This is a genomic window from Bradyrhizobium sp. PRIMUS42, from assembly GCF_023006515.1.
Lineage (GTDB): Bacteria > Pseudomonadota > Alphaproteobacteria > Rhizobiales > Xanthobacteraceae > Bradyrhizobium.
On sequence record NZ_JALBGZ010000132.1, the window covers coordinates 1 to 11450 of the forward strand.

At 65.1% G+C, this 11450-nt stretch carries 13 protein-coding genes and 1 riboswitch; of the genes, 7 read left to right on the forward strand and 6 right to left on the reverse strand.

The window, feature by feature from the left end; genetic code table 11:
* The 3 genes from MOV75_RS13135 to MOV75_RS13145 all read left to right on the forward strand — a co-directional run.
* The coding region (locus MOV75_RS13135; protein WP_247005899.1) for an OpgC domain-containing protein at positions 1-1174 on the forward strand (1174 nt) is incomplete at its 5' end.
* The gene (locus MOV75_RS13140) at positions 1174-1944 is read left to right on the forward strand and encodes an SGNH/GDSL hydrolase family protein (protein ID WP_246932266.1); all 771 of its coding nucleotides are present in this window, start codon (positions 1174-1176) and stop codon (positions 1942-1944) included. The genes MOV75_RS13135 and MOV75_RS13140, both read left to right, overlap by 1 nt.
* A gap of 12 nt (positions 1945-1956) precedes the next feature.
* Positions 1957-2940 carry a GDSL-type esterase/lipase family protein gene (locus MOV75_RS13145; protein ID WP_247005901.1) on the forward strand — a complete coding sequence of 328 codons (984 nt, stop codon included), beginning with the start codon at positions 1957-1959 and terminating at the stop codon, positions 2938-2940.
* A gap of 66 nt (positions 2941-3006) precedes the next feature.
* Here the strand turns inward: MOV75_RS13145 and MOV75_RS13150 are convergent, their stop codons facing one another.
* On the reverse strand, positions 3007-4194 hold the full coding sequence (locus MOV75_RS13150) for an O-succinylhomoserine sulfhydrylase (RefSeq protein WP_246925532.1): 1188 nt from the start codon (positions 4192-4194) through the stop codon (positions 3007-3009).
* Positions 4195-4268: 74 nt separating this feature from the next.
* A riboswitch (SAM riboswitch) is annotated at positions 4269-4348 on the reverse strand.
* Positions 4349-4458: 110 nt separating this feature from the next.
* Here MOV75_RS13150 and MOV75_RS13155 point away from each other — a divergent pair.
* The 4 genes from MOV75_RS13155 (at position 4459) to MOV75_RS13170 (ending at position 8919) form a co-directional block, all read left to right on the forward strand.
* Positions 4459-5565: a 2'-deoxycytidine 5'-triphosphate deaminase gene (locus MOV75_RS13155; protein WP_246925525.1), complete on the forward strand. Its 1107-nt coding sequence runs from the start codon at positions 4459-4461 to the stop codon at positions 5563-5565.
* Positions 5566-5730: 165 nt separating this feature from the next.
* Entirely contained in the window at positions 5731-6150 is a 420-nt protein-coding gene (locus MOV75_RS13160) for a PAS domain S-box protein (RefSeq protein ID WP_246925522.1), read from the forward strand.
* Between the two features lie 104 nt (positions 6151-6254).
* Entirely contained in the window at positions 6255-7307 is a 1053-nt protein-coding gene (locus tag MOV75_RS13165; RefSeq protein ID WP_246925519.1) for a hypothetical protein, read from the forward strand.
* A gap of 166 nt (positions 7308-7473) precedes the next feature.
* Positions 7474-8919: an MATE family efflux transporter gene (locus MOV75_RS13170; protein ID WP_246925516.1), complete on the forward strand. Its 1446-nt coding sequence runs from the start codon at positions 7474-7476 to the stop codon at positions 8917-8919.
* Here MOV75_RS13170 and MOV75_RS13175 read toward each other — a convergent pair.
* The 5 genes from MOV75_RS13175 to MOV75_RS13195 form a co-directional block, all read right to left on the reverse strand.
* Positions 8916-9431 (reverse strand): hypothetical protein, encoded by a 516-nt coding sequence (locus MOV75_RS13175; RefSeq protein ID WP_246925514.1) that lies wholly within the window; start codon positions 9429-9431, stop codon positions 8916-8918. The two genes, MOV75_RS13170 and MOV75_RS13175, sit on opposite strands and share 4 nt — an antisense overlap.
* A 113-nt stretch (positions 9432-9544) precedes the next feature.
* Positions 9545-9943: an SRPBCC family protein gene (locus MOV75_RS13180; protein WP_246925511.1), complete on the reverse strand. Its 399-nt coding sequence runs from the start codon at positions 9941-9943 to the stop codon at positions 9545-9547.
* Between the two features lie 136 nt (positions 9944-10079).
* Positions 10080-10439, reverse strand: coding sequence for a VOC family protein (locus MOV75_RS13185; protein ID WP_246925509.1), 360 nt, complete (start codon positions 10437-10439; stop codon positions 10080-10082).
* A gap of 104 nt (positions 10440-10543) precedes the next feature.
* Complete coding sequence (locus MOV75_RS13190) at positions 10544-10903, reverse strand: hypothetical protein (protein ID WP_246925507.1); 360 nt, start codon at positions 10901-10903, stop codon at positions 10544-10546.
* A gap of 131 nt (positions 10904-11034) precedes the next feature.
* Positions 11035-11450: helix-turn-helix transcriptional regulator (locus tag MOV75_RS13195; protein ID WP_247005903.1), on the reverse strand; the 416-nt coding region annotated here is incomplete at its 5' end.

The following is an 11450-nucleotide window of genomic DNA, read 5'->3' on the forward strand; positions in this document are numbered from 1 at the left end:
CGCGCCGGCGATCACGCTGCCCGCCATCGGCGAGCGCGAGCTCCGGCTCGACCTGTTCCGCGGCCTCGCGCTGTGGCTGATCTTCATCGACCATCTGCCGGCCAGTCTCCTGACGTGGTTCACCATCCGCAATTACGGCTTCAGCGACGCCACCGAGATCTTCATCTTCATCTCCGGCTACACCGCCGCCTTCGTCTACGGAAGGGCGATGCTGGAGAGCGGCGTCCTCATCGCCACCGCCCGCATCCTGCGCCGGGTCTGGCAGATCTATGTCGCTCACGTCTTCCTGTTCACGATCTTCCTCGCAGAAATCTCCTATGTCGCGACCAGGTTCGAGAACCCGCTCTACACCGAAGAAATGGGCATCCTGGATTTCCTCAAGCAGCCCGACATCACCATCGTGCAGGCGCTGCTGCTGCGCTTCCGACCGGTCAACATGGACGTGCTGCCGCTCTACATCGTGCTGATGCTGGCGCTGCCGCTGATCCTGTGGTCGATGAAATGGCGCCCCGACTTCACCCTCGGCCTCTCGGTCGCGCTCTACGTCGTCACCTGGGAATACGATCTCTATCTGTCGGCCTATCCGAACGGGTTCTGGGCCTTCAATCCCTTCGCCTGGCAATTGCTGTTCGTGTTCGGTGCATGGTGCGCGCTCGGAGGTGCGCGACGGATGTCGCGCATCCTGGCCTCGCCCGTGACGATGTGGATATCGATCGCCTATCTCGCGGCGGCGTTCTGCGTGACGCTGACCTGGTACGTGCCGCAGCTCTCCCACTTCATGCCGAAGCGGATCGAGCAGTGGATGTACCCGATCGACAAGACCGATCTCGACGTGCTGCGCTTCACGCATTTCCTGGCGCTGGCCGCCCTCACCGTGCGCTTCCTGCCCCGGGATTGGCCGGGCTTGAAATCGCGCTGGCTGCGACCATTGATTCTATGTGGCCAGCATTCGCTCGAGATCTTCTGCCTCGGCGTCTTCCTGGCCTTTGCCGGCCATTTCATTCTCGCCGAAGTCTCCGGCGGCGCAGCCATGCATGCGCTGATTAGTCTCTCCGGGGTCCTGATCATGTGGGGCGTGGCGTGGGTGATTTCGTGGTACAAGCGGGTGGCTGACAAGAGCGGTGCGAAAACCAAAAACGCCGTCGGCAACGCCGATTTGGCGGGAGGGGGCTGATGAAGGCGAAGGTTCTCCTGAGCCTGATCCTGCTATGCGGTAGCCTCGCCGCGCCTGTGGCGCGCGCGGGCGATGCTGCGCCTGCCGCGCCCGCGGCATGCGAACTGCCGTCTTATCTGCTTACCAGCGAAAGTCGGCTTCTCAAGGTCGCCGATGCCCTCAAGGCCGGCAAACCGCTCGACATCCTCGTCATCGGCAGCCGCTCGACCACGATTCCGTCTTCGGAGAGCAGCTCCTATCCGGCGCGCATGGAGGCGATCCTTAAGGAGAAGCTGCCTGCGTCCGAGGTGGTGCACGTCTCCGTAGAAATACAGAGCAAAAGAACGGCGGAGGAGGCCGCGTCTACCTTCGTTAAGCTGATAGAAGCAAAAACGCCTACTTTGGTCGTCTGGCAAACCGGGACCGTGGATGCCATCCGATCCATCGATCCCGACGAATTTCGCAGCGCCGTGACCGAAGGGGTTGTTGCGTTGCAAAAGGCAGGGGCTGACGTCGTCTTGATGAATTTGCAGTACAGCCCGCGCACCGAAACGATGATCTCGGCGCAACCGTTTCTCGATAATATGCGCGTGGTGGCGCAGGAGCATGATATTCCGCTGTTCGATCGTTTCGCGATCATGCGGCAGTGGAATGACCAGGGTCAGTTCGACCTGTTCAGCCCGTCCCGCGGGCCCGAACTGGCGAAACAGGTCCATGATTGCCTTGGCCGGGCGTTGGCACAGTTCGTGATCGACGCTGCCCATCTGGAGCCGGCCCAGCAGCAAAATTGAGGTCTAGCGTTAATGAGTTCTCTCCGCCCTTTTTGCCTGACGACATGGTTGGCCGCGCCCGCAGCCGCGATGCTGTTGTTGCTGACGCCGGCCTCGCAGTCGCATGCGCAGGCGCCGGCCACCCCCGCACCCGCGCAATCGGCTGATCCCGCTTCCGCTTCGCCCTCCCAGACCACTGTCGCAGTGACGTCGCCCGAGCAGCGCGGCGTCACGGCGCGCGCCGTCGACAAGGTGAAGCAGGTCGCCAAATCCGCCGCCGACGTCTTCAGCCGCGTGCCCTGCCTGCCGCCGAAGGGGGGCTCGAAGGCGATGGGCACGCTGCCGCATGTCGCAAGCAAGCTCGTCGCCGGCCAACCCGTCGTCATCGTCGCGTTCGGCTCGTCGTCGACCGCGGGCTTCGGCGCGAGCTCGCCGGAGTTCAATTATCCGAACCGTCTCGCCGCGCAGCTGCACCGGCACTATCCGACCGCCGACATCACCGTCGTCAATGCCGGCGTCGGCGGCGAGGACGCGCCCGAGATGATGAAGCGCCTGCAGACGCAGGTCATCGACGTGCATCCGGATCTCGTGATCTGGCAGGTCGGCACCAACGCCGTGCTGCGCAATCTCGATCCCGGCGACACCGCAAAACTGGTCGAGGACGGCATCAGCCGCATCCAGGCCGCCGGCGGCACCGATATCGTGCTGGTCGATCCGCAATATTCGCCGGCCGTCAACCAGCGCAAGGAGAGCGCCGGCAAGATGATCAAGCTGCTCGGCAACGTCGCTGAGCTCCGCCACGTCGGCATCTTTCCCCGCTTCGAGGTGATGCGTGACTGGCACGAGAACCAATCGATTCCGGTCGAGAGCTTCGTGATCGCCGACGGCCTGCACATGAACGATTGGGGCTATGCCTGCTTCGCCCAGCTGCTCGGCGACGACATCATCCGCTCCGTCGGCCAGATCAAGCTCGGAGTGAACGCGCCGGCGGACGTGCGGACCTATCGGCCGATGTAACTGGAAGCGAATGGGGAATTGCGAATAGCGAATGGGGATTTCCATTCGCCATTCGCTACTCGCCCCTCAGGCCTTCTCCAGCGCCGCCGTCAGATCCTCGATCAGATCATCCGCATGCTCGAGTCCCGCGGAGAAGCGGATGAAGCCTTCGCCGATGCCGAGGGCGGCGCGGTCTTCGGGCTTCAGGCGCTGATGCGTCGTGGTCGCCGGATGCGTGACGAGGCTCTTGGCGTCGCCGAGATTGTTCGAGATCCTCGCAAGCTTGAGCTCGTTGAGCACGCGGAACGCAGCCTGCTTGCCGCCCTTGACCTCGAAGCCGACCAGGGTCGAGCCGCCGCGCATCTGCTTCTTCACCAGCGCCGCCTGCGGATGATCGGCGCGGCCGGGATAAACCAGCCGTGCGATCTTCGGATGGCTCGCCAGCACCTCGGCGATCCGTGCCGCGGTATCCGTCTGCGCGCGCACGCGCACGCCGAGCGTCTCCAGGCCCTTGAGCAGGACCCAGGCGTTGAACGGCGAGATCGACGGGCCGGTCTGGCGCATGAAATTGTGGATGTGCTCGGCGATGAAGGCTTCCGAGGACAGGATGACGCCGCCGAGGCAGCGGCCCTGGCCGTCGATATGCTTGGTCGCGGAATAGACCACGACGTCGGCGCCGAGTGCGAGCGGGCTCTGCCAGATGGGGGTTGCGAACACGTTGTCGACGATGAGCCGCGCGCCGCCCTTGTGCGCGATCTCTGCGATGCCGGGAATGTCGAGCACATCGAGCGTCGGGTTAGTCGGGCTCTCCAGGAAGAACGTCTTGGTGTTCGGCCGCACCGCGCGCTGCCACTGGTCGAGGTCGAGCCCGTCGACCAGCGTGGTCTCGATGCCGTAGCGCGGCAAGAGGTCCTGCACGACGTAGAGGCACGAGCCGAACAGCGCCCGCGAGGCCACGACGTGATCGCCGGCCTTGAGCGGCGCCAGGATCGCGGTCGTCACCGCGGCCATGCCTGTTGCCGCCGAGCGGGCCGCCTCGGCGCCCTCGAGCTCGATCATGCGGCGCTCGAACATCGCGATGGTCGGGTTGGAGTAGCGCGAATAGATGAAGCCCGGATCCTCGCCCTTGAACCGCGCCTCGCACTCCTCGGCGCTGTTGTAGACGTAGCCCTGGGTCAGGAACAGCGACTCCGACGTCTCGCCATATTGCGAGCGCAGGGTGCCGGAATGGACCAGGCGGGTTTCGGGACGGTAGTTGGTGGTCGACTTCGACATAGGTACCTCCGACATGACCGCCTCGTCGAAAACGGTCACAAAAAAACCGGCCTGGATATCTCCACGGGCCGGGATCACAGAGGTCCCCGGCCTGTTTAGCGACTTATTTAACGTGGCTGCAAGCCGGCCGGCTCAAATCACCACGGGATAAGTGATGCTCATATTCCGCAATGCCCTTTCCGTCAAGGCGTCCATCGGATAGCCGTAAAAGGCTTGTATTTTCCGCATGTCCGGATGCATTTGACCCCTGATGAGGATCCCCGGTTGACGTTTACGGTCGCGCCAGACGCCAATGGTATCCTGCCCGACCGCATGATCGCGGCGATGGCGGACGCGGGGCTTATCCTGCCCGCCTACGACTTCGTCGAGAGCCAGATCCAGCCGGCGAGCCTCGACTTGCGTCTCGGCGACATCGCTTACCGCGTCCGCGCCAGCTTCCTGCCCGGTCCCGGAGCCACGGTGGCCGAGCGCATCGACGAATTGAAGCTGCACGAGTTCAGCCTCGCCGACGGCGCGGTGCTGGAGACGAACTGCGTCTATATCGTGCCGCTGCTGGAGAGCCTCGCGCTGCCGCCGGAGATCGTCGCGGCCGCGAACCCGAAGAGCTCCACCGGCCGGCTCGACGTCTTCACCCGCGTGATCGCCGACGGCACCCGCCGCTTCGACATGATCGGCGCCGGTTATCACGGCCCGCTCTATGCCGAGATCAGCCCGAAGACGTTTCCGGTGCTGGTCAGCGAGGGCTCGCGCCTGAGCCAGGTGCGCTTCCGCACCGGTGACGCCATCCTCAACGCCGACGAGCTCGATGGCTTGCATGCCGCCGAGCGCCTCGTCGACATCGACGATGCCGATCTGTCCGGCGGCGTCGCCGTCTCCGTCGACCTGTCCGGTGAGAGAGCGAACGGCTTCGTCGGCTATCGCGCCAAGCGCCACACCGGCGTCGTCGACGTCGATCGTCGCTCCGGGTACTCGGTCGAGGACTTCTGGGAGCCCATCTCGGCGCGTCCCGACGGCAGCCTGATCCTCGATCCCGGCGAGTTCTATATCCTTGCCTCGAAGGAAGCCGTGCAGGTGCCGCCCGATTACGCCGCGGAGATGGTGCCGTTCGATCCCTTGGTCGGCGAATTCCGCGTGCACTATGCCGGATTCTTCGATCCCGGCTTCGGCTATGCCGGCGCCGGCGGATTGGGATCGCGTGCTGTGCTCGAAGTGCGCTCGCGCGAAGTGCCGTTCATTCTCGAGCACGGCCAGATCGTCGGCCGGCTCGTCTACGAGAAGATGCTGGCGCGCCCCGACGCGATGTACGGCCAGCGCATCGGTTCCAATTACCAGGCTCAAGGCCTCAAACTATCGAAGCATTTCCGGGTGTAGCGGCACATTCTACTGTCATGCCCCGGCTCGACCGGGGCATCCAGTACGCCGCGGCTTATCGGATCAATCACCACGGCCTCTGGAATACTGGATCGCCCGATCAAGTCGGGCGATGACATCGGTGTGTCAGGGTGCGAAGTGAAATCCGGGCTACGAGGTGACCAGATGAGCAATCAATCCGAGCTCGACGCAAAGATCGCCGAAGACGTCGCGGACGCGCTGATCTATTCGGATCGCTCCGGCACGATCATGCGCTGGAACCGTGCGGCGACGGCGCTGTTCGGCTTCTCCGCTGCGGAAGCGCTCGGCCAGAACCTGGACCTGATCATTCCCGAACATCTGCGCGCTGCGCACTGGAAGGGCTTCGAGGCCGCGCTCGCCAGCGGCACGATGAAGCTTGCGGGCAAGCCGACGCTGACCCGCGCGCAGCACAAGAGCGGACGCAAGCTCTACATCGAGATGACCTTCGCGCTGGTGCGCGATTCCGGCGGCAACGTTCTGGGATCTGTGGCGATGGCGCGCGACGTCACCGAACGGGTCGAGCGAGAGCGCGGCGCCAAGACGGCACCGCCGCAAACTTCGTGATGCGGAATTGGCGGGCGGTCGCGCAGGGCGCCCTGCTTGGACGTCATGTTGCTTGCCAGAAGGTGCGGTGACACACTCGATCAAAACAACGATCGGGAGCGAACATGACCGCGGCATCGGACCTCGCGCAGGAAGCTCAATGGAAGCGCTGGCGCGCGGTCGCGGACCTCTACCATGCCTACTTCACCGGCCTCATCCTCACCGTCGTCACGCGGCGCGGACCTGCGGATGCCGCCGAGTTCGTCTTCCGCGTATTTCGCCGCCAGCAGCAGGAGCGCTTCCTGCCGGGCTTGCAAAAGCTCGGCCTCAGTCGCCTGCCGCCGGCGGTGGCGGCCGCGCAATATCACTACCTCTCCAACTGGATCGGCGGCGTGCATGTCGAATACATGTATGAGAGCGACACCAAGGCCTGGATCCGCTATCCGCCGCCGCGCTGGATCTGGAAGGGCACGGCGATCTGCGGCGTCCCGGGCGAGGTTTCCCGCGCGATGCTGCGCGGCTGGCACGCGAATAATGGCGTCGCCCTCGGCGATCTCCGTCTTGGCTTCGTCTGCACCAAGCAGAGCGTCGATGGCCAGGACGGGCTCGAAGGCTACTATCATCAATACGACCATCCGCTAGAACTCGATCAGCGCCTGGTGTTCGCGCGGCATCTGGAAGCGCCATTGTTTGACGCCAAGACCGCGCCGGCGCTGCCGGTCGCCAGTTGGCCGAAGCCGCGTCTGGAGAAAGCCTATCGCAACTACGCGATGGAATATGTGCGCACCGCCGCGCCCGTGATGGTGCAGCTGTTCGGCCCGGAAGACGCCGGCTATCTGCTGCACCTCACCGGCAAGCTGATCGGCATGCAATACTTTGACGAAGTCGCAGCCGCGCTGGCGATGAGCCGCGGCGGGGCAGGCGAGTTCGCATCGTTCCTGGGCGCGCTGTTCGCCGCGCAGGACGACGCGACGGAGACCGCGCAATCCGAAGGCAGCTTCGAAATCCGCCAGCAGAGCTGGAAACTGATGGATGACGTCACGGACTATCACCCCGCCTGCGCCAGGGTGCTGGAGGGATTGTTCGAAGGCCTGGCTGCGGGATGCGGGCGGCATATCGGCGTGCATCTGCGCCCATCCGCAGGCGGCCGCCCGCCGCTGGTGTGGACGATCGAATAGCTCCACCCATCGAAATGCGCTGCCGCAGGGCACGCCTGCATCTGGCGCAGGAGCAATCGCTCCGCGCCGTGCTAACAAGCTCTCAACGCGCCCTGCGCGCGAAGAAATTTATTGTCACACCTACGCATTGCCGCGCCGCAAAGAGCGCTCATGCCCCGGAGAGGATATGTCCGACATCGCCGAAATCCCGGTCGATGAGCAAGAGCGTCCGCTGCCGCCGCCTCCGCAGCCGATGCGAAGCGCGCTGACCGACGGGCCGATCCTGCGCACGCTGCTCGGCCTCGCCTGGCCCAACGTGATCGCACTGTCGGCCGGCACCTGCACGGTGATCGCGGAGACCTCCTATATCGGCCGGCTCGGCGTCGAGGCGCTGGCGGCGATGGCGCTGGTGTTTCCGACCGTGATCCTGACCATGACGATGTCGGGCGGCGCCATGGGCGGTGCGGTGGCTTCCGCCATTGCTCGCGCGCTCGGTGCAGGCGATCGCGAACGGGCCGGCACGCTTGCCGCGCACGCAATGCTGATCGGAATCGGCTTCGGCGTCGTCTTCATGCTGGGCATGTTGATCTTCGGGCCCCGGGTGCTCGAAATGCTCGGCGGCCGCGGCGATGTGCTGACCCATGCGGTTGCGTATACGCAGGTGTTTTTCGGCGGCGCCGTGCTGCCCTGGCTGCTCAACACCATGGCCGGCGTGCTGCGCGGCACCGGCAACATGAAGCTGCCGTCGTTCCTGATCCTCAACTCCGCGGCGTGGCAGATCGTGCTCGGCGGCACGCTCGGTCTCGGCCTCGGACCGGTGCCGCAGTTCGGCATGCGCGGCGTCGCGGCCGGCGCGCTGATCGCCTATTCCATGAACATCTGCATCATGGGCTGGTACCTGTTCTCCGGCCGCGCGCGTGTCACGCCGAAGCTGCGCGGCCTGCGCATCCAATGGGTAATGTTGTTCGACATCCTCAAGGTCGGCGCCATCGCCTGCTTCTCGCCGCTGCAATCGGTGCTCACGATCTCGATCTTCACCCACATGCTGGCGACGTTCGGCACCGCGATCCTCGCCGGCTACGGCATCGGCGCGCGCCTCGAATTTCTGCTGACCTCGATCGCGTTCTCGTTTGGCATCGCCTGCGTGCCGATGGTCGGGATGGCGATCGGCGCGGGCAACATCGCGCGGGCCCGGCGCGTCGCCTGGATCGCCAGTGCAGCTGCCTTCGTCGCCGTCGGCGCGCCGGCCTGCGTCGTTGCGATGTTCCCCGATCTCTGGATCAACATCTTCACCGACAGCGCGGCCGTGCGCGCGGCAAGCCATCAATATCTCTCGACGGTCGGACCGTTCTACGCGTTTTTCGGCATTGCCACGACGATGTATTTCTCGTCGCAGGGCGCCGCCAAGGTGATCGGGCCGGTGCTGGCGCAGACGGCGCGGCTGATCTACATCTCCGCCGTCGGCTGGTGGCTGTCGACCCATGAAGCCACCGCGCAGAGTTTTTTCTGGCTGGCTGCGAGCTCGATGGTCGTGCTCGGCCTGCTCTCATCCTCCAGCGTCTTGCTGACGCGCTGGGGACCGCGCGCGAGCAAGGCTGCGATCAGACCAGCTCTGTCCGGCGCCGCCGATTAGCGATGCCTGTGGCGGCGATGGCCGCCGCCGCCGACATTGGCGAGCCGCATCAGCTGCGGGATCATCGCCATCATGTCGCCGCCACCGGCACCACCGAGCATGCCCATGATGTCGCCGCCGCCCATGCCGCCGAGCCCGGTCGGCATATAAGCGCCTCCGCCCATCGGCGTGTAGCCGCCGTAATTCGGCGCGCCGAAGCCGCCGCCGAGAGTGCCGCCGCCGAGCCCATTGAGACCGCCGCCGCCCATCATGCCTCCGAGCCCACCGCCGCCATTCTCCATCATGCGGCTCATCATCGGGCCCATGGTCTGCATCATCATGGCGAAGCGGCGCTTGCCCATCTTCGCCTTCATCATCTCAAGCATCGGCGCCATCTGGGTCATCATGTCCTCGCCGCCGGTGCCGCCTCCACCGCCGAACCCTGCAAGCTGCGCCTTCGCCGGCGTGCTCGCGACGGAAAACAGCAGCAGCACAGCCGCCGCCTGGCAGATCACCTTGTCCGCACCTCTCATGGCATGCTCCTCGCGTGCGCAGCGCCGCCGGGAGAGCGGAGCCAACCGGACGCACGCGGGCATGATTGCTGACGGCGAGGGCGGAGCTCTGTGAGAAAATTCACAGAGGCGGATCAGCCTGCGGGCGGAAACGCCCGGTGTATCGCCACCACGGCCTCCTTGGTCTGCCCCTGAACGTAGGGCGCAAGCTCGTTCGGCAGCATGTCGATGGTCCAGACCAGGCGGCATCGCGTCTCACCGTCGGCAATCACCTGCACCGAGGCGCTGTAGTGCTTCAGTCGCTCGTTGTTGATGGCGTAGACGAGGCGCTGCCGCGCATCGTCGCAATCGACCAGCACCTCGCGGGCCACCGACCCGTTGGCGAAGGTGACGATGCGCGCATCGCCCTCGAGCGTGCAGGCCGTGACGAATCCGGGCGCCAGCCGCTGATGCAGCGCGCCGAAGTCGCGCACCGCGTCCCAGACGTCGCGCGCCGGGGCGTTGATGAGGATGTCGTTGTGGATGGAGGCCATGGGAGTTTCCTCAAATGCAGTCTTGTAGGGTGGGCAAAGGCGCGTAGCGCCGTGCCCACCATTTGGATCGATGCGGGCGGTCGGTGGGCACGCTTCGCTTTGCCCACCCTACAAGGTCTCGTGAACGGCTGACGGCTCAGCTACAAACCGCCTCGACATTGTTGCCGTCGGGGTCGATCAAAAACGCCGCGTAATAGGTCGGGCTGTAATCCTTGCGCGGACCCGCACCGCCATTGTCGCGGCCGCCGCTGTTCAGGCCTTCGCTGTGAAATGCCTTCACTGCGTCATGGTCCTTGGCACGAAACGCAATGTGCGCGCCGTCGGCGTTACGGCCCTTGTTCAGGTGTAGCCACAGCGCCGGCTCGCCCTTGGGGCCGAAGCCGGCATAACCGTCGCCGCTGGAGCACAGGACGTAGCCGAGCGGCGCCAGCACCGCGGTGTAGAAGCGCGTCGCGGCGTCGAGATCGGCAACGCGAAGTCCGATGTGGTCGTACATGTTCGTCTCCATTTGCAAAGCGCGCCGTGAATGGCGCGCGCCGGAGACGAAGCTAGTCGGGGAAGGGCGGGCGGCTCTTGGAGAATCTTGCGCTCGGAACCCGGCTAGTTCGCCGGCGCCTCCGATTGCCACCGGATCACCCGCTTCAGGTGAGAGACCTGAACCCACATGTTCGTTCCAATCACACTGACCGTTGCGACGATCAGCGCCGTGAGCTTTTGCGGGTCATGAAGGGCGAGAACGAGCAGGAACGCGGACAGGGCCGCCGTCACGCCGAAGCTGAACCAGAGCCCGATCAGGCGCGGTGCGAACCAGGCCGGCTGACCGTCAGTGCCCCATTGCATCGGAATCCTGCGCGAGGTGATCTGGCGGCCATAATAGACGGCGCAGCCGGCGATGAAGGCAAGACCGACGGCAAGCGCGATCAGTGTGGCGCCAATCACCTCACTCGGGGCACTGTTCATCTGCCGGCTCGCCGCCTCGAACGGACGTTGATTCGCCCTTTGGTTGTACTATCGCGCAACGTACCGCGAGCGCCAGTGCGTCGCGCCTGTCTGGTCAACAGACGGTTACCTGCGATGCGGGCCGACCTGTCTCAGTTGAGGACGAGACGTTCGGCGAAGATCCCGCGCTCCCCCTTCGAGGCCTGGCGAAATTTGGTCGGCGACACGCCGGCGGCGCGGTGGAAGGTGCGAACGAAGTTGGAGAGATCGCCGAAGCCGACGTCATAGGCGACATCGGTGACCGCGATGTCGTCGTCAGCGAGCAGCCGTGCCGCGTGCCGCAGCCGCGAGCGCACGAGATATTGATGCGGGGTGACGCCGAGCACGCTCGAGAACAGTCGCAGGAAGTGAAACGGGCTGAGCCTCGCCTGCTTTGCCGCCTGTTCGAGATCGACCTCGGCATGCGAGTTGTCGTCGATCCACAGCGCGGCCTCGACTGCGCGGCGGCGGTCGCGCGCATTGGGCGTGGCCGGCTTGCGCGCCTTGCCCGAGACCACATCGACGAAGC

Bases quoted from the DNA above. Each gene is read 5' to 3' on its own strand.
- MOV75_RS13140 (WP_246932266.1), top strand. From the start codon at position 1,174: ATGAAGGCGAAGGTTCTCCTGAGCCTGATCCTGCTATGCGGTAGCCTC.
- MOV75_RS13145 (WP_247005901.1), top strand. From the start codon at position 1,957: ATGAGTTCTCTCCGCCCTTTTTGCCTGACGACATGGTTGGCCGCGCCC.
- MOV75_RS13150 (WP_246925532.1), bottom strand. From the start codon at position 4,194: ATGTCGAAGTCGACCACCAACTACCGTCCCGAAACCCGCCTGGTCCAT.
- MOV75_RS13160 (WP_246925522.1), top strand. From the start codon at position 5,731: ATGAGCAATCAATCCGAGCTCGACGCAAAGATCGCCGAAGACGTCGCG.
- MOV75_RS13165 (WP_246925519.1), top strand. From the start codon at position 6,255: ATGACCGCGGCATCGGACCTCGCGCAGGAAGCTCAATGGAAGCGCTGG.
- MOV75_RS13170 (WP_246925516.1), top strand. From the start codon at position 7,474: ATGTCCGACATCGCCGAAATCCCGGTCGATGAGCAAGAGCGTCCGCTG.
- MOV75_RS13175 (WP_246925514.1), bottom strand. From the start codon at position 9,431: ATGAGAGGTGCGGACAAGGTGATCTGCCAGGCGGCGGCTGTGCTGCTG.
- MOV75_RS13180 (WP_246925511.1), bottom strand. From the start codon at position 9,943: ATGGCCTCCATCCACAACGACATCCTCATCAACGCCCCGGCGCGCGAC.
- MOV75_RS13185 (WP_246925509.1), bottom strand. From the start codon at position 10,439: ATGTACGACCACATCGGACTTCGCGTTGCCGATCTCGACGCCGCGACG.
- MOV75_RS13190 (WP_246925507.1), bottom strand. From the start codon at position 10,903: ATGAACAGTGCCCCGAGTGAGGTGATTGGCGCCACACTGATCGCGCTT.